Below are 21,576 nucleotides of genomic sequence, written 5' to 3'. Positions count from 1 at the left end.
AATCTCGGGTCAAGTGGGACGGACGATCAGGAGGTCGCGCTCAACGGGATCACGTTCGGCCCCATGTCGCGCTGTTGCAGGCGGAAGAACGAAGCATAGCGGCCGCCACGGCGCAACAGATCGTCATGCCGGCCGCGCTCGACGATCTCGCCGGCCTCGACCACCAGGATGGCATCGGCGTTCATGATGGTGTGCAGGCGGTGCGCGATGACGATGGTGGTGCGGTTCTGGCAGAGATGCTCGATCGCCTCCTGGACCTGGCGCTCGGACTCGGAATCCAGCGCCGCGGTGGCCTCGTCGAGCAGAATGATCGGGGCGTTGCGGATCAGCGCGCGGGCGACCGCGATGCGCTGGCGCTGGCCGCCGGACAGCTGGGTGCCGTGCTCGCCGACCGGCGTGTCGTAGCCGAGCGGGAAGCCCATGATGAAGTCGTGGGCGCAGGCCGCCTTCGCCGCCTCGATGATCTCGGCCTCGGTCGCGCCCGGCTTGCCGAAGGCGATGTTGGCGCGGATGGTGTCGCGGAACAGATAGACGTCCTGGCCGACATAGGCCGTCTGCTCGCGGAGCGAGCGGCGCGACACCTGCGAGATCGACTGGCCGTCAATCAGGATGTCGCCTTCCGTCGCCTCATAGAAGCGCAGCAGCAGCGCCAGCACGGTGGACTTGCCGCCGCCGGATGGGCCGACCAGCGCGGTCACCTTGCCGGGCTCGGCTATGAAGCTCATGCGGTTGAGCACCGGCTCGTTGTCACGATAGGCGAAGGAGACGTCGCGCAGCTCGATCTTGGCGTCGGTGAGCTTGAGCGCCGGCTTGTCGTCGTCAGGCTGCTCGCTGGCGGGGCTGTCGACGACTTCGAGCAGCATGCGGGCGCCGACCAGCTGGCTGTTGAGATCGATGTTGAGCCGCGCCAGCCGCTTGGCCGGCTCGGTGGCCATCAGGAAGGCGATCATGAACGAGAAGAACTGGCCGGGCGTGGCATTCAGCGCGACCACGGAATAGCCGGCATACATCAGGCAGCCGGCGACGGCGAAGCCGCCGAGCATCTCCATCAGCGGGTTGGAGCGGTTGGAGACGCGGGCCATCTTGTTGGCGTTGCGCTCGACCACGGCAATGTTCTCGTCGATGCGCGCGCGCATCGTGTCTTCCAAGGTGAACGCCTTGACGGTGCGGATGCCCTGCAGCGATTCCTGCATCGTCTCGAGGATGTCGGCGGTGCCGGTGAACTGGTTGTACGCGAGGCCCTTGATGCGCTTGACCAGCTTGCGCAGCACCAGCATCGCCGGCGGCACCACGACGAGGCCGAGCAGCGACATCCAGGGATCCTGCAGCACCATCACGCCGATCATGCTGATCAGGGTGATGAGATCGCGCCCGACGGCGTTGATCAGCATGCTCAGGATGTCGGTGATCGACTTGGCGCCGGAGGTCAGGCGCGCCAGGAACTCGGAGGAATGGCGCTCGGAGAAGAACCCGATGCTCTCGTTCATCAGCTTGGCGAACAGCTGCCGCTGATTGTTGGCGAGGATGGCGTTGGAGATCTTCGACAGGATGACGGCGTAGCCGTAGGTGGTGACACCCTTGACGAACAGGAGCAGCACGGTGACGCCGGAGAGCACGACGATGCCCGGGATGCTCTTCTCGACATAGGCCTTGTTGATGACCTGGCCGAGCACGTAGGTCGCCGCGGCGCTCGCTGCGGCAGCGACCGCCATCAGGGCGAAGGCGGTGAGATAGCGGCGCCAGTAGACGAGGCCCTGTTCCATGACCAGGCGCCGGACCAGGATCGCGGCGCCATAGGGATCGTCGGTGATCTTCTTCGGAAAGTCGGCCATTCTGGTCCCTGGCCGCGCGGGCAAATCGCCGGGCGGACAAGAGTGATTGCCCGCTCGGGGCGGCTTTTTCAAGCCCCCCGCTCTCCGGCTAAGTGCTTGATTCTAGGCCGTGGCCCGCTGCTCTTGATGGCTGTGGCGTTCCAGGAACAGTTTCTCCTCCCAGGCCAGCGCATGCGCGGCGATTGTTTCCAGATTGTCATAGACCGGCGTCCAGTCGAGCAGCGACCGGAGACGGCTGGTATCGGCGACCATGGTCATGATGTCGCCGGGGCGGCGCGGACCATATTGGGTCGGAATGGCGCGGCCGGAGACGCGGCGGACGGCCTCGATGGTTTCGAGCACCGAATAGCCGCGGCCATAGCCGCAGTTCAGCGTCACCGAGGGGCCGCCGGTGCGCAGATAAGCCAGCGCGGCGCGGTGCGCCTGGGCGAGGTCGCAGACATGGATGAAGTCGCGGATGCAGGTGCCGTCGGGCGTCGGGTAATCGGTGCCGTAGACGTCGATCTTGGCGCGCTGCCCCGTCGCGACCTCCATCGCGATCTTCATGAGATGGGTGGCACCGACCGTGGCGAGGCCGATGCGTCCCTGCGGATCGGCGCCGGCGACGTTGAAGTAGCGCAGCACGGCGTAGTTGAGGTCATGCGCGGCGGCTGTGTCGTGCAGCATGATCTCGGCCATCAGCTTCGACGTGCCATAGGGCGAGGTCGGCCGCGTCGGCGCGGTCTCGGGAACCGGAACCTGGTCCGGATTGCCATAGACGGCGGCAGTCGACGAGAAGATGAAGCGGCTGACGCCGCGCTTGACCGCCGCATTCAGGAGGCTGCGCGTCGTCATGGTGTTGTTGCGGTAATACAGCAAGGGATCGCGCACCGATTCCGGCACCACGACCGAGCCCGCGAAATGGATGATGCTGTCGACGCCATGCTGGCTGATGACGCCGTCGACGAGATTTTCGTCGCCGGCATCGCCGATGAACAGCGGCACTTCGCTCGGCACGAGCGAGGAAAAGCCGGTGGAGAGATTGTCGATCACCACGACGCTTTCGCCGGCTTCCGCCAGCGCGAGCACCATGTGGCTGCCGATATAGCCGGCGCCACCCGTCACGAGCACGGTCATTGTTTGACACGATCCCTGTTTATTTTCCGGCACGCTAACGCCGACGAAATGAAGGACCGGTTGCGGGGAATGCGAACTGGCGAGGGTGCCTAATCTTGCGTATAGGGAATTGCTACAATTGGAGTGAGTGGTGTCCGCCGAGCCGTTTTCCGCCGCAGATCTCGACGTCATCGTGCCGAACCTGCACCGGCGCTATTCGGGCGTGACGGCGACCAATCGCATGGTGGCGCCGAAGCTGTCGAAGCTGGTGCGTGCCGCGTGGCTGGGCACTTTCGCGCCCGAGGGAATTGCGCGGATGCATGCGCGTGATCTCCTGAAAGTATGGGGCCGGCGCCGGCCTTTGATCTGGCACGCGCGCCGCAACGACGAGATGATCATCGGCGTGCTGCTGCGCGCGCTCGGCTGGGCTTTCAAGCTGGTGTTCACCTCGGCCGCGCAGCGTCATCACAGCTGGATCACGCGCTGGCTGATCCGCCGCATGGATGCGATCATCGCCACCAGCGAGATCTCCGCGTCCTACCTGAAGCGCGAGGCGACGGTCATCACTCATGGCGTCGACACCGAGATCTACGCGCCGCCGGCGGATCGCGCCGCAGCCTTCGCGGAGAGCGGACTACCCGGAAAATACGCCATTGGCTGCTTCGGTCGCGTCCGCGCGCAGAAGGGCAGCGACGTGTTCGTCGCCGCGATGTGCCGGCTGCTGCCGCGCTATCCGGATTTTTCCGCCGCGCTGGTCGGCGCGGTCACGCCGGAACAGATGCCGTTCGCGAGCGAGCTGCGACAGCAGATCGCCGCCGCAGGCCTGGAGCAGCGCATCATCATCACCGGCGAGCTCGATATCGCCGAGGTCCAGCGCTGGTACCAGCGCCTGACGATCTACGCCTTCACCTCGCGCAACGAAGGTTTTGGTTTGACGCTGATCGAGGCCATGGCCGCCGGCGCCGCGCTGGTGGCGGCGCGCGCCGGTGCCGCTGAGATCGTCGTCGAGGAAGGCGTGACCGGCAAGCTGGTGGCGCCGGGCGATGCCGATGCTCTCGTCGCAGCGCTCGAGCCGCTGATGCAGGATCCGGCCGCGGCGCATGCGATGGGCGAGCGGGCGCGGGAGCGCGTGGTGGAGAGGTTCAGCCTCGAAGCCGAGGCCGACAAGATCGCCGCCGTCTATCGCCGGCTGGTCTGAGCGATGACCTCGGTGACGAACGCATCGAGGTCGCCGCCGGCGAACAGGAAGCCGGGCAGGCCGGCCGCTTCCGCGGCAGCCATATCGGAAACGCGATCGCCGATCACGAAGCTGCCCTCGCGCCTGATAGGCCAGTGCTGCATCAGATCGAGGATCATGCCCGGCTGTGGCTTGCGCCAGGGATGCTCGCGCAGATATCGCTCGACGGAGCCCTCGGTGTGATAGGGGCAGTAGCGGATATCATCGATCACGGCGCCCTGCGCCGCGAGCTCGGCGCGCATCCAGTCGTGCAGGCTGAGGACATCATCTTCCGTGAACAGCCCGCGCGCGACGCCCGACTGGTTGGTAAACAGGAAGACGTGATAGCCGGCCTCGTTGAGCCGCCGGATCGCATGGGCCACGTTCGGCATCCATCGGATGCGCTCGGGCGAGCCGATGTAGTTGTCGTCATGATTGATGACGCCGTCGCGATCGAGAAATGCCGCCGGCTTGAGCTGAGCAGTCGTCATCTAGGTCCCGTCCTGCATCAGCGCCGCCTCGATCGTCTCGCAGATGCCATGCGCCGTCGCGAGGTGGATCTGCTGGATCAGCGGCGTGTCGTCGCTCGGCGCAACCAGGAGCTCGTCGCACAGCTCGCCCATCGCGAGACCCTTGGTGCCGGTGAAGCCGACCGTGATAAGTCCGCGCTCACGCGCCTTGCGCAGCGCGTTGAGGATGCTCGGCGAGCGTCCGGAGGTCGAGATCGCCAGCAGCACGTCGCCACCGATCCCGAGCCCTTCGACCTGGCGGGCGAAGATGTGATCGAAGCCGTAATCGTTGCCGATGGCGGTCAGCGCCGAGGTGTCGGTGGTCAGCGCGATCGCGGCATAGGCGGGCCGCTCCTGCTTATAGCGGCCGACGATCTCGGCGGCGATATGCTGGGCATCCGCCGCGCTGCCGCCATTACCGACGATCAGGAGCTTGTGGCCGCTGCGCAGCGCCGTGATGATGCTCGCTGCGATGCGGCCAGCGCTGGCGAGCAGCGCGGCGTCGTCAGCGGCGCGCTCCATCGCCGCGCGGGAGCGGGCGAGATGGCTGGCGATGAGGTCGTCCGGTGCTGGCGTCACGACGGCTGCTCGGGTTGCGATGGCGCCGGTGTATTGGGAGCGCTGCGGCTGCGCAAGCTAGGGCGTGACCGGCGTTGCCGCGCCGGCCAGCACGCGCTGGGCGATGGCGGCGACGTCCGTGGCCGGGATATCGCGCATGCAGCGGTGGTCGTTCATGCGGCAGACCGGGCGATGGCAGGGCTGGCAGGGCACCTGGGTCTTGGTCTGGATGGTCGCGGCGAGGCCGTTCAGCGGTGCCCAATGGTAGGGGCTGGTGGGCCCGAAGATGCCCATGGTCGGCGTGCCCAAGGCGGCGGCGATGTGCATCAGGCCCGAATCATTGGAGATGGCGACACCGGCGGCGGCCATGGCCAGGATGCCGTTGCGCAGGTCGGTCCCGGTCAGGTCACGGACTTCAGGTCCGCCGGCGGCGACGATCTCGGCGGCCAGCGCCTTCTCGCCGGGACCGCCGACCACCCAGACGTCGAGCCCGGCCTGGCGCAGAAGCCGGGCCGCCTCGCCATAAAACGGCCAGCGCTTGCCGGAGCCCACCGAGCCCGGCGCCAGCGCCACAGCGGGACGGTTGCCCAGGCCATTGGCTTCGCGCCAGCGCGCGACGTCCTCCGCCGGCACCTGCAACTGCGGCACCGGCCATTCCGGCGGCAGTGCGGCGCGGTCGGGCAGGGCCAGCGCGGCGTTCTTGTCGATGAAGCGCGGCAGCGCCCTCTCGCCCCAGCGCCAGCGGTTCAGGAGCCCGAAGCGGACCTCGCCGACGAAGCCCACCCGTTCGGGGATGCCGGCCAGCGCCGGCGCCAGCGCCGACTTCCAGGTTCTCGGCATTACCAGGGCGGTGCGATAGTGGCGCTCGCGCAACAGGCTGGCGAGCTGCCATTGCCGGGCGAGCGCAAGCCGGCTGCGTGGCAGGTCCCAGACGATGCTGGAGCGGACGCCGGGCATGTAATCCACTAACGGCGCGCACAGCGAGGTCACCAGCAGGTCCACGGGACGATTCGGCCAGCGCTCCTTGAGCACCCGCACGACCGTATGGCCACGGACGAAATCGCCGATCCACATATAGGGGATGATCAGGATCGGGCTGGTCTCGCCGGGATCCACCTCGACCTGGGTTGAATTGGAATTCATTCTTTGTCTGCCTGCTCTGCGCGGCGCTGGTAGCCGCTCGGCCGCCGCAGGTAAAGTGGGCCGCGATCGGCATCACCAAAGCGCTTACACTTTGCCGTCGCATGCGCTACGCGAGGGCCGGGTTTTTCGGGATCAGGAGCGGGTTACGGAATGTTGCTGGTGACCGGCGGCGCCGGGTTTATCGGATCGAATCTGGTGGCGGCGCTCAACGACGCCGGCCGCACCGACGTCGTCGTCTGCGACACGCTCGGCAGCGAGGGCAAATGGCGCAACCTGGCCAAGCGTCAGCTCGCCGACGTCGTCGCGCCATCCGACCTGGACGCTTGGCTCAGGGGGCGCCGGCTCGACGCCGTGCTGCATATGGGCGCCATCTCCGCCACCACGGTCGTGGACGGAGATCTGGTGATGGAAAGGAATTTCCGCAGCTCGCTGCGCCTGCTCGACTGGTGCACGGCGAATACCACGCCGTTCATCTACGCCTCCTCGGCCGCGACCTATGGCGACGGCGCGCAGGGCTTCGTGGATGATCCGTCGCTGGCGGCATTGAAGGCGCTGCGGCCGATGAATCTCTACGGCTGGAGCAAGCATCTGTTCGACACGGCGATCGCCGCGCGCGCCGAGCGGGGTGAGAGGCTGCCGCCGCAATATGCCGGGCTGAAGTTCTTCAACGTGTTCGGTCCCAACGAGTACCACAAGGGATCGATGATGAGCGTGCTCACCCGTCGCTTTGACGACATCAAGGCGGGGCATACGCTGCAGCTGTTCAAGTCGCACCGCGACGGGATCGCCGATGGCGACCAGCGCCGCGACTTCATCTATGTCGACGACGTCGTGCGCGTGATGTTGTGGCTGCTGGCCTCGCCCTCGGTCTCCGGGCTGTTCAACGTCGGCACCGGCCAGGCCCGCAGCTTCAAGGACATGATGCTGGCGGCCTATGCGGCGATCGGCACGACGCCCCGGATCGAATACGTCGACATGCCCGAAGCGATTCGCGGCAGCTACCAGTATTTCACCCAGAGCAAGGTCGACCGGCTCGTGGCCGCCGGCTACAACGGCGGCTTCACGTCGCTCGAGGATGCGGTCGCTGGCTATGTCCGAGACTATCTCGATTCCGCCGACCGCTTCCGCTAGACGACCTGTTTTGGACCACCTGCACCGAGACTGCCGCTGATGTTCGACTTTGACGATCTCTCGCAAGCGATCGCCCGCCAGACGGTGCTGTGCGTCGGCGACCTCATGCTGGACGAATTCGTCTATGGCGAGGTGTCGCGGATTTCCCCGGAAGCGCCGGCGCCTGTCATCGCGGTTCAGCGCAGTGAAACCAATGTCGGAGGCGCCGGCAATGTCGCGCGCAACATCGCCGCCCTCGGTGCACGCTGCATTTTCGTCGGTCTGGTGGGGCAGGATGCGGCCGGAGACCAGCTCGAGGCCGAGCTCGCCAAGGTGGGCGGCATCGAGAGCGTGCTGGTCCGCGATCCATCGCGGCCGACGACGCGCAAGGTCCGCTTCGTCTCGGAGCATTTCTCGACCCACATGCTGCGCGCGGACTGGGAGCGCGCTGCGCCGGCGTCTGAAGACGTCGAGCAGACGCTGATCGCGGCCATCCTGCCGCTGATCGCGCGGGCCGACATCGTGCTGCTGTCGGACTACGCCAAGGGCGTGCTGACGGCGCGCGTGCTGCGCAACGTGATCGACGCCGCGCGCAAGGCCGGCAAGCGCGTGATCGTCGATCCCAAGAGCGCCAATCTGGCGATCTATCGCGGCGCGAGCGTACTGACGCCGAACCGCAAGGAATTTTCGGAGGCGACCCGCAGCCGCGCCGAGACCGAGCAGGAGATCGCCGCCGCCGCGCAGGATGCGATCTATCTGGCCGATTGCGAGGCGATCCTGGTGACGCAGAGCGAGCGTGGCATGACCTTGGTGCCGCGCCAGGGCGATCCGATCCACGTTCCGGCCTATCCGGTGAAAGTGCGCGACGTGTCTGGTGCGGGCGATACGGTGGTCGCCGTTCTCGCGGCGGCGCTGGCCGCCGGCGCGGCCTGGGAAGATGCCTTGCGCATGGCGAGCGCGGCTGCCGCGGTGGCCGTCAGCAAGCAGGGCACGGCCAGCGTCACGTCGGCCGAACTGCGGCGGAAGATTCTGCCGCATGCCTACCGCGCTGCGGAGGAGAAGATCGTCGAGAGCGACAGCGAGATTGCTGATCGTGTCGAGGCCTGGCGAAGCGAGGGCTTGCGCGTCGGTTTCACCAATGGCTGCTTCGATATTCTGCATCCAGGCCACGTGAAGGTGCTGACGGCGGCGCGCGCCGCCTGCGATCGCCTCGTGGTCGGACTGAACAGCGATGCGTCGGTCAAGCGGCTGAAGGGCGAGAGCCGTCCGGTGCAGGACGAGCGCGCCCGCGCCGAGGTCCTGGCGGCGCTGGAGGCCGTGGACCTCGTCGCGATCTTCGAGGAGGACACGCCGCTTCGTCTGATCGAGCTGGTCCGGCCCAGCGTGCTGGTCAAGGGCGGCGACTATACGCGCGAGCAGGTGGTCGGCCACGAGGTCGTCGAAGCCGGCGGCGGAGAGGTGCTCCTGATCGACATCCTGCAGGGACACAGCACGACGGCGCTGGTCGATCGCGCCCGGAGCGAGGTGCGATGAGCGCCCTGGCAGGTCATCCCGGCCCGGCGCTGCTGGCGCGCCGCTGGCGCGATCCGGCGGCGTGGCGCACCACCGTGGACGCCGTGGCCATTCTGCTGGCGGCGTCGCTGCCATGGTCGACATCGCTGGTGTCGATCCTCGGTGTCGTCATGCTGATCACGATGGTGCCGTTCCTCGATGTCGATCGTCTGCTGCAGATCATGAAGCGGCCGATCTCGCTGGCGCCGATCGCCTTGTTCCTGCTGGCGCTGGTCGGGACGCTATGGTCGGATGCGGCCTGGGGCGCGCGGCTCTATGCGGTCGGGCCGGCGGCCAAGCTTCTGGTGCTGCCGGCGCTGCTCTATCACTTCCAGCGCTCCGAGCGCGGCCTGTGGGTGTTCACGGCGTTTCTCGCCTCCTGCGTGCTGATGGTGGTGATGTCGACGGCGGTCGCGTTCAATCCGGCGCTGGCGCTGAAGGCCAATGCCGACCGCGGCATCTTCGTGAAGAATTACATCGACCAGGGCCAGGAGTTCTCACTCTGTGCGGTGGCGCTGGCCTATCCGATCGCGCAGCTGCTGCGCGCCCGCCGCTTCGTGCCGGCCGGTCTGCTGACGGCGATCATGATCGCGTTCCTGGCCAACATGATCTTCATCGTCGTCTCGCGCACCGCGCTGGTGACCATCCCGATCCTGCTTGCGGTGTTCGGCCTGATCCATCTGAGATGGCGCGCCAACCTGCTGATCGCGATCAGCGCTCTCGTGCTGGCTTTGGCCGCATGGTCGGTCTCGCCGCAGTTGCAGCAGAAGGTGTCGACGTTCACGACGCAGTATCAGGACTACAGGAACGACCGCGGCGTCACGTCGATTGGCGAGCGGCTGGAGTTCTGGCGCAAGTCACTGCGCTTCTTCGCCGACGCCCCTGTCATCGGGCACGGTTCGGGCTCGACGCGCCATCTGTTCGAGCTGGCCGCCGCGAGCGAACGCACCGACCTCGCCGCCGGCACCGTGGTCGGCAATCCCCACAACCAGACGCTCAACGTCGCCGTCCAATGGGGGGCGCTTGGGGTCCTCATCCTCTATGCCATGTGGGCCGTGCATCTTCTGCTGTTCCGCGGCGATGGCCTCGTGCCGTGGATCGGGCTTCTCGTGGTGGTGCAGAACATCTTCACCTCGCTGTTCAACTCCCACATCTTCGATTTCCACGAGGGATGGATGTATGTGATCGGCGTGGGCGTTGCCGGCGGCATGCTGCTGCGATTGAGGAACAAGCCTGATCCGGCACGGGGGACGGTCCCGGCATGACGCGGTTGTCCCAGCTGACCTATCGGAACCTGCTGATCGCGGCGCATGACCTTTCGGTCAGCGTCGTCGCGCTGTTCGCGGCGTTCTATATCCGCTTCGAAGGCGCCAGCACGTTCTGGGAGCGGGTGCCGCTGCTGCTGCAGATCCTGCCTTACTTCATCGCCTTCAGCTTCGTGGTCTTCTACTTCTCCAATCTGCTGACCACGAAGTGGCGCTTCATCTCGCTGCCGGATGCGCTCAACATCGTGCGCGTCGCGACCGTGCTGACGGTCGCCTTCCTGGTGCTTGACTACATCATCGTCGCGCCGAATGTCCGCGGCACGTTCTTCTTCGGCAAGCTGACGATCATCCTGTTCTGGTTCCTGGAGATCTTCGCGCTGAGCGCGCTGCGCTTCGCCTATCGCTATTTCCGCTACACAAGGGTGCGCCGTCACGCGAAGTCGGAGGATTCGGCGCCGGCGCTGCTGATCGGCCGCGCGGCCGATGCCGAGGTGGTGCTGCGGGGCATCGAGAGCGGGGCGGTCAAGCGGATCTGGCCGATCGGCATTCTCTCGCCGTCGATGGCCGATCGCGGCCAGTTGATCCGCGGCGTTCCGGTGCTGGGCGGCATCGACGATGTCGAGGACGTCGCAGCCGATTTCGCGCGACGCGACAAGCCGATTGCGCGCGCTTTGATGATGCCGTCCGCGTTCGATCCGGATTGCCATCCCGAGACCTTCCTGATGCGGGCGCGCCGGCTGCGCCTGATCGTCAGTCGCCTGCCGTCGCTGGAGAGCGGTGATGCACCCCGGCTCGCGCCCGTCGCGGTCGAGGACCTGCTGCTGCGGCCGAGCGAGAAGATCGACTATGGCCGGCTGGAAGCGCTGGTGCGCGGCAAGGCGGTCGTGGTCACCGGCGGCGGCGGCTCGATCGGCGCCGAGATCTGCCAGCGCGTGGTGGCGTTCGGAGCGGCGCGGCTGCTGATTCTGGAGAACTCCGAGCCGGCGCTCTATGCGATCACCGAGGTGCTCGCGGCCGACCCGGAGGCTGATGTCGCCGTCGAGGGCCGCATCGCCGACATCCGCGATCGCGACCGGGTGTTCGCGCTGGTCGGCGAGTTCAAGCCGGATCTGGTGTTTCACGCCGCTGCGCTCAAGCACGTGCCGATCCTCGAGCGCGACTGGAGCGAGGGCGTCAAGACCAACATCTTCGGCTCGATCAACGTCGCCGATGCCGCGGTGGCGGCGGGGGCCGAGTCGATGGTGATGATCTCGACCGACAAGGCGATCGAGCCGGTGTCGATGCTCGGTCTGACCAAGCGCTTCGCCGAGATGTACTGCCAGGCGCTCGACCGCCAACTCGCCGAGCGCCCTGCCGGCCGGCCACCGATGCGGCTGATCTCGGTGCGGTTCGGCAACGTGCTGGCCTCGAACGGGTCCGTGGTGCCGAAGTTCAAGGCCCAGATCGAGGCCGGCGGCCCGGTGACGGTGACCCACCCGGACATGGTGCGCTACTTCATGACCATCCGCGAAGCCTGTGATCTCGTGATCACCGCGGCGTCGCATGCGCTGGCGCCGCAGCGCCCGGACGTTTCGGTCTATGTGCTGAACATGGGCCAGCCGGTCCGTATCGTCGAGCTCGCCGAGCGCATGATTCGGCTGTCCGGCCTGCAGCCTGGCTACGACATCGAGATCAAGTTCACCGGCATCCGTCCGGGAGAGCGGCTCAACGAGATCCTGTTCGCGAGCGAGGAGCCGCCGGTCGAGATCGGCGTGGCGGGCATCATGGCGGCGACGCCCAACGAGCCGCCGATGCCGACGCTGAGGGCCTGGATCGCGGCGCTTGATCAGGCGATCGCGCGCAACGATCCGGTCACGATCAAATCCGTGCTGAAGGATGCGGTGCCGGAGTTCGGCTCAAGCGCCGCGTGACCGCGGCCGCGAGAAGCGGCGGAGCACGAAGCCAACTGCGGCGAGCCCGATCACGAGCAGCACGGCATCAGCCATCACCGAGTTCAGCGCGACCGAGGCTCCGGCCAGCACCGCGAGCACGGCATTGAGGACGACCACCTCGCGCACGACCCCGGTCACCGTAAAGCCGTTGTCGGTGGCGCGTTGATAGAAATGCGTGCGATGCGCGGCCCAGAACGGCTCGCGCCGCGCCATCCGCCGCAGCAGCGTGAAGGTGGCATCGACGAGATAATACAGCGGCAGCAGCAGCGCCCCGGCGATGGCGCCTTGCCAGGCCAGATGCAGCAGGCCCCAGCCGAGCAAGAGCCCGATCGGGAGGCTGCCGACATCGCCGAGAAAGACTTTGGCCACTGGACGGTTGAACGGCGCAAAGCCGAGCAGGGCACCGCAGAGCGCGGCGGCGATCGCGGTCGCGGGCCATGGCAGCGAGCCGGACAGGCCGAACAGGACCAGCGTCGCCGTAATCGGCACCGCCTCCACCACGGTCATCAGGTCGAGCCCGTCCATGAAGTTGACGAGGTTGACGAACCAGAGGCCGGCGATCAGCAGCAGCGCGCGCTCGATCGCCAGCGGAATCGGGAACAGTCTGAGATCATCCGGTGCTGTCAACACGACCAGACCGACGGCCAGCCCTTGCAGGATGAATCGCGGCAGCACCGGGATCGGCCTGATGTCGTCGACCAGGCCCACCAGCGCCAGCAGCGGGACCGCGATGAACAGCATGGTGAGGGGCGCGAAGCCGAAGACCGAGGCGAAGGCGCCGCCGACCACGAGCGTTGTGCCGACCACGGCGATGCCGGCCCCCTGCGGCGTCGGGATCTTGTGTGAGGAGCGGGCGTTCGGCCGCGCCAGCGCGTAGCGCTGCAGCAGCGGCCGCAACAGCACGATCAGCACGGCGCACATGCCGGCTGCGATCAGGGCGATGGCAACGACGATGGCGGCTGGGTTGGCGATCATCGGCGGGGGCCCGGTGCCGAGGTCAGGCGATCATAGAGCGCCACCACCGAGCGGCCGATGATCCGGGCCGAGAGCTTGTCCTCGACGAGCTGGCGCGCCGCCTGGCCGTAACGTGCCCGCAGCTCGGGCGACATCGCCAGCTGCGCCATGGCCTGCGCGAGCGCAGCCGCGTCCTCGACCGGCACCGACAGCCCGGTCTGGCCAGCGATCGCGATCTCGCGGCAGCCGGGCGCATCGGTGGAGATCAGCGGCCGCGCGCAGGCGGCGGCCTCGAGCAGGCTGACCGGCAGCCCCTCCCGGTGGGACGGCAGCACGGCGATGTGGCAGTGCCGCCAGAGCTCGGTGATGTCCTTGATCTGGCCGAGCAGGGTGATGCCGGGCTGGTTTCGCCAGGCCTCGACCTCATCCGCCGAGACCGAGGCGGGATTGGCCGGATCGGGGGAGCCGGCGATCAGCAACTGGTCGTCGCGCCCCTGCTGGCGCAGCATCCGGTGGGCGGCGACCAGCGCCCGGATGCCCTTGTCGGCCAGCAGCCGCCCGGCGAAGCCGAAGGTGATCGGTCCGGCCGGCTCGGGCAGGGGCTGGAAGCGGTCGGTGTCGACGCCGGAGCCCGGAATCAGGGTGATCTTGTCGGCCCGTATGCCCATGGCCTGCAGCGCGTCGCGGTCGTCCGGATTCTGCACCAATACGCAGCTCGCGGCCCGGTTCATGAGCGATGGCAGCAGCCACAGCATGCCCCGCTTGAGCAGGCGGGAGCGCCAGCTCGCGGACGTGAAGATATAGCCGAGGCCGGTCATGGCGTTGACCACCGGCGTGGCGCGTCCGAGCGCCGCGAGCGAGCCGAGCACGCTCGACTGCAGCCCGGAATGGTGCACCACCGCCGGCTCGATCGCAGTCGCGACGGCGCGAATGGCGCGGACGGTGGGCAGGGCCGACGACGGCGACAGGCCGCCGCGCCGGAACGGGATCGGATGCAGGACGAAGCGCTCGGCGGCGATTGCGGCGGCGCCCGCGTTCACGTTGGTCGCCACATGCACCTCGTAGCCGGCATCGCGGGCAGCCCGCGCCATCGGCAGGCGATGCATCAGGAAGGCGTAGTCCTCGTTGGCCACGTAGAGCAGGCGTCGCGGCGAGGCAGAGCGGGGCGGGGGCATCAAACTCACGGTCTCAGGCGGTTTCGGCGCCGTATAGGCCAAGAGCGGCCCGTGCGCGAGCCGTTATCTGCCCGCGGCGGACGGAAGCCGCCCGCCTGCAACTGCGGCTGCGAGCGGCCGACGCTGGGGGCAGCGGTGCGGCCGGTGTCAGACCAGATGGAAGCTCGACAGGTGCGACAGCAGCTCGGCCGTCGACACGTGCTGGATTGTGATGGTGTCCAGGGCGGCATCGGTGATGACGGCGTTGCCGGCCGCATCGTCATGGATCGCGGCCTGCAATGCGGACTGGTCGGCAAAGACGCTCTCGCTGAAGACGATCTTGTCGGTGCCCAGGGCGAAGTCCGAAACGCTCACCTGACCGAAATGCTCGGAGAACACGAAGGTATCATGCCCCTGCAGCGACACCGATGAAGACGCCGCGCCGGCTGCCGGCGCCGCCGTGCCGGAGATCAGCGTGCCGCCTTGGCCGTCCGCGGTGAAGCGGAAGTTGTCCTGCGACAGTGCACCGGCGAAGTGCAGCGACGCGCTGTTGGTGCCATCGCTCAACGACAGCAGCCCGCTGGTCTCGTCGAAATGCGCCTGCAGAGAGGCGAACGTGACGCTCTTGAGGTCGATCTGAGCGGCGCTGCCGCCGAACCCGATCAGCTCGCCGCTGAAGGATGGCGATGTGAAGACCAGGTCGGTCGCGCTCGCGGTCGTTGCGGCCTGAGCGCTCGCCTGCGCGGAGCTGCTGGAGGTCGGAATCCCGATCGTGCCGTCGCCATTCAAATCCTGGTGGAAGCTGGTCTCCAGGGCTTCGAGCGACGCAGAGCTGCCGGATACGGCGCCGGTCGCGCCGCCGACATAGTTCCCGCTGCTGTCGGTGTTCCAGACCACATAGAGGTCGGCACCGGCCATCTTCCAGGCGACCTGGTAGCCGCTGGCCGTGGCCTCCGCGCCAATCGCAGCCCAGCCGTCGAGCTGTCCGGCGACGACGACACTGCCGCCGAACTTGACCTGGACCTGGGAGCCGCCGGAGACAGGAGCCATCAGATAGGTGGTGCCGGACAACGACAGGCTCGTCGACCCCAGCGTTTCGATGACGGTTCCGCCTTGAGTGGCGCTCGGAATGCCGATCGTGCCGTCGCCGTTGAGGTCCTGGTGGAAGGTGGTCTCGAGCGCTTCAAGCGACGCAGAGCTGCCCGAAACCGCGCCGGTCGCGCCACCCACATAGTTGCCGTTGGTATCGGTATTCCAGACCACGTAGAGGTCGGCGCCCGCCATCTTCCAGGCGACCTGGTAGCCGTCAGCCGTGGCCTCGGCGCCGATGGCTTCCCAGCCGCTGAGCTGTCCGGCAACGACGACGCTGCCGCCGAACTTGACCTGAGGGCCGGTACCGCCGCCGACGGGATTGAGGAAATAGCTCGACCCGGACAATACCAGGCTGGTGGATCCCGCGGATTCGATGACCATGCTCGGAACGCCGATCGTGCCGTCGCCGTTCAGATCCTGGTGGAAATTCACCTCCAGCAGCTCCAGCGCGGTGCTACTGCCGCTGACGGCGGCGATGGGATTGCCCGTGTAGTTGCCGCTGCTGTCGGTGTTCCAGACGGTGTAGAGGTCGGCGCCGGTCATCTTCCAGGCGATCTGATAGCCGCTGCCGACGGCCTCCGCCGCGATCGCAGTCCAGCCTCCCAATTGTCCCGGCACGACGGCGCTGCCGCCAAACTTGACCTGCGGCCCGGTTCCGCCAGCGACGGGATTGAGGAAATAGCCATTGCCGAGCTGAACGAGGCTGGTCGTCCCCACCGCCTCGATGACGGTGCTGGCCAAGCCAATCGTGCCGTCGCCATTCAGATCCTGGTGGAAGGACGTCTCGAATGTCTCGAAATCAGCCGAGCCGCCGGAGACGCCGCTGATCGGGTTGCCGACATAGTTGCCCCCGCTGTCGACGTACCAGACCGTGTAGAGATCCTGGCCCTGGAATTTCCACGCGACCTCGTAGCCGCCGTTGCCGTAGGCTTCAACGCCGATCGGCATCCAGTTGCTGAGCTGGTGAACGATCACGTTGGCGCCGCTGTACCGAAGCGCCACGGTCGTGCTTCCAGCGACGAGATCATAGATGACGCCGTACTGGGTGAGGCTGACCGACCCGAGCGCCTCGATGACGGTGTTGGCGAAATACGGCGCGGAGCCGACGGCAGGATTGATCTGAGCGAGGCCCACACCCGCCACCGCCTGGTTGCTCATCGGCACGGCGGTCTGCTGCAGGATCTCTTCGACGGCGCTCGAACTCAGCGTCGGATTGGCGGTCAGGATCAGGGCCGCGATCGCGGCGACGGTCGGGGCAGCCGCGGACGTTCCGTAGAAGTCGGTCAGTCCCGTGACCGACGTCGCGATGTTGTCGATGCCGGAGACCGCGACGGGGCTGAGCTGAAGCGGCGTCGCGAGGCGCGTGCCGTCATTGGCGAACAGGATCTCGGTTCCGGCGCCCGACGACGAAAAGCTCTCCGAGACCGGTGTCGAGCCAAAGGCCGGCGTGTTGGCGCTGTTGACGGCTCCGACGGTGATCACCCCCGGCGTCATCGCGTGACCGAACACCGTGCCAACATTCGCGCCATCGATGGAGACCGGGGCGCCGTTGCCTGCAAGGATCTCCTTGATCGTCGACGGAGGTGCAAATCCCGTGCTGGCGATCACGATCTGGTAGGTGCCGGAGACTCCGAACTGCAACCCGATGTAGGGAATCTGGGAAGTATTGGCGACGTATCCGAGATACTGCCCGTCTTTGAACACGCTGATCGCGAGGTTCGACGTGGCTTGGCCGAAAGCTTGGTCCCACTGCACGAGCAGTTGGGCTCCGGCGGTGACTGTGATCGTCTGCGCGACGTTGCCGCCGAAGCTCAGCGCGTTCCCGGCATAGTAACGTCCGCCGATGCTGCCCGATGTCGATGTCCAGGATGTCTGATAGGCAACGCTGCCGTTGTTGCCCGCCGACGTGACATAGGTCACGCCCATCGCCTCAACGGTCTGAATGGCCTGGGCGACAATGCCGTTCTGAAAGAACGGCTCGTCCGGATAGCTCACATCGTCGACGATGACCTTGCAGCCGGCATTGGCGAGCGCGATGATGCCGTTGGCGAAGTCCTGCTCGCTCTGGAACGCCGTGTAGAAGGCGAGGCTCGCATCGGGCGCGATGTCGTGGATGACCTGCATCATCGCACGGCCTTCGTCCGTCCCGCCCGATGTCATGTCCTTCAGGATCTGGATCTGGGACGCGGACGGCAGTGCGCCGCTGGCTTCGTCGGCTGCGGCGCCGCCGAGATTGTTGAAGCTGCTGGAGAGGACGCCGATCTTGATGCCGGCCCCTGTCACGCCCGTGGAGTTGCCTCCGAGCGCCTGCACAACCTGGGCCCCCGTCGCGCCTTGTCCTATGGCCGCTGACGTGATGGCTTCCGTCACCGCCTCCTGAAGCGAGGCATGGACCACGCTGTTGGGGGCGGCTTCCGCCGGCGCACCGCCTCCGCTGCTCGACACGGTCTGCAGCGATGCGCTGGCGCCGTACCACATCTCGACGCCGGTCGAGAGCACGGCCGCGATCGAGCCGATACTCGGTCCAACGGCCGAGGCCGCTTCGGCGAACACATGGCTGGCAGGGGGCGGGGACGAAGTGAATGACGTCTCCTGGATGAACTGCCACGACGCGCCGAGCACGGCCGTCCAGGCCGTCGGGGGCGCCGCATCCTGCGCGACCGTTTCAGCATGCGCGCTCAGGCCGAAAAACTGCGTGACCTGCGTCGTCTCGTCATCGGCATGCGCGAGGGGGCTGATCGGCTGATCGGCCACCGACGGCGAGGGGGAAAGATCGGCCGGCTCAGCCCACGCATCCGGCGCCTGCTCGATGGCGGAGGCCGGCTTGGAGGTCTCGGCGCTGGCGTCGGCGGCCGGTTGCTGCAGGTGCCCGTCGTGATGACCGTCGGCAACAGGATCGAAGATGAGGGACTGAGCGGCTTCTCGCCAGCGATTCGAAATGTCTTCGGCCCGGTCAGATTCGTACAACATGCATGCAACGATGGTGGGCCTGTCCGCGAGGCCGACAGGTGGGATTGAATTGAAGCATCGTGCCCTGATGCCCGGCGATCTTGTATAAAATCGTACCGAAGAATGACGGCGCCGGCCATATGTCGTGGTTCGATCGCTCCGATCGAATTCAACTCGGGATTGTGCCGTCTCTGCGAGAATACCTGCCAACGGGCGGCGATCGGATGCCCCTGGGGCCGTACAGGCTGGATGCGGCGGAGGGACCGGTGATGCCGTAGCCGATCCCGGCCCTGCCTGGAGCGGGCCGCCGGCGAATCAGACGATGTGGAAGCTCGACAGATGGGCCAGCAGGTCGGCCGTCGTGACGTGCTGGAGCGTGATCGTGTCCTGCGCCGCATCGGTCATGACGGCGTTGCCGGCCGCGTCGTCGTGGAGCGATGCCAACAGAGCCGACTGGCTCGCGAACACGTCGTGGCTGACGACGATCGTGTCGCTGCCCGGGGTGAAGTCGGCAATGCTGACCCGGCCGAAATGCTCGGCGAAAACGAAGCTGTCGTGCCCCGCCAACGAGACGGACTGGGCGGGGCCATCGGCCGGAGCCACGGCACCGGAGATCATCGTGCCGCCCTGGCCGTCATCGGCGAAGTGGAAGCTGTCCTGCGACAGTGGGCCGAGCAGGTGCAGCGATGCGCGGCTGGTGCCGTCGCTGAACGACAGCAGCCCGTTCGCGGCGTTGAAATGCGTTTGCAGCGAATTCGCGTCGATGCCGCTCAGGTCGATCTGATCGCCGGTATGGCCGAAGCCGATCAGATAACCGCTGAAGCCCCCGGAGAGCGTCAGGATCACATCGGAGCCGCCGGCCGACGCCATCGCCTGCGCGCCTGCCGTGACATGCGCGGGCACGCCGATCGTGCCGTCGCCGTTGAGATCCTGGTGAAAATTGGTTTCGAGCGCCTCGAACGTGCTGTTACTGCCGCTGAGCGCCGCGATCGGATTGCCGGTGTAGTTGCCGCTGCTGTCGACGTTCCAGACCGTGTAGAGATCGGCGCCCGCCATCTTCCAGGCGACTTGATAGCCGCTGCCGACGACATCGGCGCCGATCGGGGCCCAGCCGCCGAGCTGACCGACGGTGACGACGCTGCCGCCGAACGAGATCTGCGGCCCGGTGCCGCCGGCCACCGGATTCAGATAGTAGCTCGATCCGGATTGGACGAGCTTGGTCGACCCCAGCGCTTCGATCACGGTGGTCGGGATTCCGATCGTGCCGTCGCCGTTGAGATCCTGATGGAGGTTGGGCTCGAGCGCTTCGAGCGCGCTGTTGCTGCCGCTGAGGGCCCCGATCGGGTTGCCGGTGTAGTGGCCGCCGCTGTCGACGTTCCACACCGTGTAGAGATCGGCGCCCGCCATCTTCCAGGCGACCTGATAGCCGCTGCCGACGACGTCGGCGCCGATCGGCGCCCAGCCGCCGAGCTGACCGACGGTGACGACGCTGCCGCCGAACGAAATCTGCGGCCCGGTGCCGCCGGCGACCGGATTGAGATAATAGCTCGATCCGGACTGGACGAGCTTGGTCGATCCCAGCGCCTCGATCACAGTGGTCGGGATTCCGATCGTGCCGTCGCCGTTGAGATCCTGGTGGAGGTTGGGTTCGAGCGCTTCCAGCGCGCTGTCGCTGCCGCTGAGGGCCGCAATCGGGTTGCCAGTGTAGTTGCCGCTGCTGTCGACGTTCCAGACCGTGTAGAGATCGGCACCGGCCATCTTCCAGGCGACCTGATAGCCGCTGCCGACGACGTCGGCGCCGATCGGGGCCCAGCCGCCGAGCTGCCCGATGACCAGGTTGGCGCCGCCGAACCTGAGCTGCGGCCCGGTGCCGCCGCCGACCGGATTGAGGAAGTAGCCGTTGCCCGCCTGGACCAGGCTGGTCGAGCCGATCGCCTCGATGACGGTCGTCGGCACGCCGATCGTGCCGTCGCCATTGAGGTCCTGATGGAACGTCGTCTCGAACGCCTCGAACGCGGCCGCGCCTCCCGAAAGCCCGCCGATCGGGTTGCCGGTGTAGTTGCCGTTGCTGTCGACGTTCCAGACCGTATAGAGGTCGGCGCCGGTCATCTTCCAGGCGACCTCATAGCCGCTGCCGCTGGTCTCGGCCGCGATCGGGACCCAGCCGCCCAGCTGTCCGGGCTGAACGGTGCTGCCGCCGAACTTGATCACCGGTCCGGTGCCGCCGCCAACCGGATTGAGGAAGTAGCTCGTGCCCAGCTGAACCAGGCTGATCGATCCGAGCGCCTCGATCGTGACGGGTGTCGCGGAAATGAGATGGAAGCCGAGTGCATCCATCTGCTTGAGGTCCGCGGCCGTCAGCGTCTGCAGCGTGCTGTAGGTGTAGAACTCGTTGAAGGGATCGTTGCCGCCCTGCACGCCGCTGTTCAGGAAGTCGCTGGGGTCCGAGGACTGCCCGTAGTCGCCGATCTTCGTCGTGCCGCCGTCGAGGGAGAAATACGCGGTCGACGCCGTCGCACCGCCGCTCATCAGCCGGACGCCCGGGCTGGAGAAGCGGAACAGATCGAAGATGTCGGGCTGCGGCCCGTAGGGCACGCGGCCGAAGGCGTGCGTCAGCTCGTGCAGCGCCACGCCGACCAGCAGGTTGGGATTGATGTCGGTCGCGAAGGTCGCGCTGCCGTCATCAGTGGTGGTGTCGTTGGCGCCGAGCCCGTTCCACAGCTTCAGCTGCGTATTCCAGACGGCGACGTAGGATTGACCCTGGATGCTGGATCCGGCGGGCAGGGCGTTGAAGGTGGTGTCGCCGGGACTGGCGTAATTGATCAGGTTGGATCTGACGCTGGAATAGGTCATCCACTGACCGCCGTCAGGACCCGCCGCCGCGCCGCCGCCGGTGCCGCTGTAGTCGATCTTGAGATTGACCGTGATGTGATCCGAGATCACCGAGGTGAGGATCGCCGCCGCCTGCTGGATGCCGGCCCGGAAGCTCGCAGGCGCATTCATCGCCGCCGTGTCGAACAGCAGATTGATCGTCAATCCGCCTGATGTCACCGCCGTGACGGCGCCAACGCCGGCGAAATCGCCCTGCGCGAGCTGGGCTTCGACGGCCTCATCGGGAAGCTCGACGGGAGTCGACGGAGGGGGGCCGACGCGTTCGTCGGAGGTGTCCGCGGTCGTGGAACGCTGTTCCGGCATGGCCTCAGTCCCAGCTGTTCGC

General features: G+C 66.9%; 14 protein-coding genes. 5 read left to right on the top strand and 9 right to left on the bottom strand.

Annotation, left to right across the window (positions count from 1 at the left end):
* Window positions 1-26: 26 nt before the first annotated feature.
* Together QQL87_RS11475 and galE are read right to left on the bottom strand one after the other, a co-directional pair.
* Entirely contained in the window at window positions 27-1,832 is a 1,806-nt protein-coding gene (locus QQL87_RS11475; protein ID WP_284418097.1) for an ABC transporter ATP-binding protein, read from the bottom strand.
* Between the two features lie 102 nt (window positions 1,833-1,934).
* Complete coding sequence (gene galE, locus QQL87_RS11470; RefSeq protein WP_284418098.1) at window positions 1,935-2,948, bottom strand: UDP-glucose 4-epimerase GalE; 1,014 nt, start codon at window positions 2,946-2,948, stop codon at window positions 1,935-1,937.
* Window positions 2,949-3,078: 130 nt separating this feature from the next.
* Here galE and QQL87_RS11465 point away from each other — a divergent pair, with 130 nt between their 5' ends.
* Window positions 3,079-4,125, top strand: coding sequence for a glycosyltransferase (locus tag QQL87_RS11465; RefSeq protein ID WP_284418099.1), 1,047 nt, complete (start codon window positions 3,079-3,081; stop codon window positions 4,123-4,125).
* On the opposite strand, the gene QQL87_RS11460 is transcribed toward QQL87_RS11465, so the two are convergent.
* Genes QQL87_RS11460 through waaF form a run of 3 tightly spaced genes read right to left on the bottom strand, consistent with a single transcriptional unit; the run spans window position 4,107 to window position 6,353 of the window.
* Window positions 4,107-4,634: a D-glycero-alpha-D-manno-heptose-1,7-bisphosphate 7-phosphatase gene (locus QQL87_RS11460; RefSeq protein ID WP_284418100.1), complete on the bottom strand. Its 528-nt coding sequence runs from the start codon at window positions 4,632-4,634 to the stop codon at window positions 4,107-4,109. The genes QQL87_RS11465 and QQL87_RS11460 overlap by 19 nt on opposite strands.
* On the bottom strand, window positions 4,635-5,231 hold the full coding sequence (locus QQL87_RS11455; protein ID WP_284418101.1) for a D-sedoheptulose 7-phosphate isomerase: 597 nt from the start codon (window positions 5,229-5,231) through the stop codon (window positions 4,635-4,637).
* A 57-nt stretch (window positions 5,232-5,288) separates the two neighbouring features.
* The gene (gene waaF, locus QQL87_RS11450; RefSeq protein ID WP_284418102.1) at window positions 5,289-6,353 is read right to left on the bottom strand and encodes a lipopolysaccharide heptosyltransferase II; all 1,065 of its coding nucleotides are present in this window, start codon (window positions 6,351-6,353) and stop codon (window positions 5,289-5,291) included.
* 150 nt (window positions 6,354-6,503) lie between these two features.
* Here waaF and rfaD point away from each other — a divergent pair, with 150 nt between their 5' ends.
* Genes rfaD through QQL87_RS11430 form a run of 4 tightly spaced genes read left to right on the top strand, consistent with a single transcriptional unit; the run spans window position 6,504 to window position 12,189 of the window.
* Window positions 6,504-7,484 carry an ADP-glyceromanno-heptose 6-epimerase gene (gene rfaD / locus QQL87_RS11445; protein WP_284418103.1) on the top strand — a complete coding sequence of 327 codons (981 nt, stop codon included), beginning with the start codon at window positions 6,504-6,506 and terminating at the stop codon, window positions 7,482-7,484.
* 39 nt (window positions 7,485-7,523) lie between these two features.
* The gene (gene rfaE1 / locus QQL87_RS11440) at window positions 7,524-8,996 is read left to right on the top strand and encodes a D-glycero-beta-D-manno-heptose-7-phosphate kinase (protein ID WP_284418104.1); all 1,473 of its coding nucleotides are present in this window, start codon (window positions 7,524-7,526) and stop codon (window positions 8,994-8,996) included.
* Window positions 8,993-10,279 carry an O-antigen ligase family protein gene (locus QQL87_RS11435; RefSeq protein WP_284418105.1) on the top strand — a complete coding sequence of 429 codons (1,287 nt, stop codon included), beginning with the start codon at window positions 8,993-8,995 and terminating at the stop codon, window positions 10,277-10,279. The genes rfaE1 and QQL87_RS11435 overlap by 4 nt, the downstream gene beginning before the upstream one ends.
* Complete coding sequence (locus QQL87_RS11430; protein WP_284418106.1) at window positions 10,276-12,189, top strand: nucleoside-diphosphate sugar epimerase/dehydratase; 1,914 nt, start codon at window positions 10,276-10,278, stop codon at window positions 12,187-12,189. The genes QQL87_RS11435 and QQL87_RS11430 overlap by 4 nt, the downstream gene beginning before the upstream one ends.
* Here QQL87_RS11430 and QQL87_RS11425 read toward each other — a convergent pair.
* The 4 genes from QQL87_RS11425 to QQL87_RS11410 form a co-directional block, all read right to left on the bottom strand.
* Window positions 12,175-13,185, bottom strand: coding sequence for an MraY family glycosyltransferase (locus tag QQL87_RS11425; RefSeq protein WP_284418107.1), 1,011 nt, complete (start codon window positions 13,183-13,185; stop codon window positions 12,175-12,177). The two genes, QQL87_RS11430 and QQL87_RS11425, sit on opposite strands and share 15 nt — an antisense overlap.
* Complete coding sequence (locus QQL87_RS11420; RefSeq protein ID WP_284418108.1) at window positions 13,182-14,339, bottom strand: glycosyltransferase family 4 protein; 1,158 nt, start codon at window positions 14,337-14,339, stop codon at window positions 13,182-13,184. Before QQL87_RS11420 ends, QQL87_RS11425 begins: the two co-directional genes overlap by 4 nt.
* A gap of 147 nt (window positions 14,340-14,486) precedes the next feature.
* On the bottom strand, window positions 14,487-18,380 hold the full coding sequence (locus QQL87_RS11415; protein WP_284418109.1) for a S8 family serine peptidase: 3,894 nt from the start codon (window positions 18,378-18,380) through the stop codon (window positions 14,487-14,489).
* Window positions 18,381-18,674: 294 nt separating this feature from the next.
* Window positions 18,675-21,554: an NF038122 family metalloprotease gene (locus tag QQL87_RS11410; protein ID WP_284418110.1), complete on the bottom strand. Its 2,880-nt coding sequence runs from the start codon at window positions 21,552-21,554 to the stop codon at window positions 18,675-18,677.
* Window positions 21,555-21,576: the final 22 nt, after the last annotated feature.

It is taken from the genome of Bradyrhizobium sp. SSBR45G (assembly GCF_030159255.1).
GTDB lineage: Bacteria > Pseudomonadota > Alphaproteobacteria > Rhizobiales > Xanthobacteraceae > Bradyrhizobium.
Note: the sequence above shows the minus strand (reverse complement) of the source record. Positions and strands in the feature narration are given on the sequence as shown.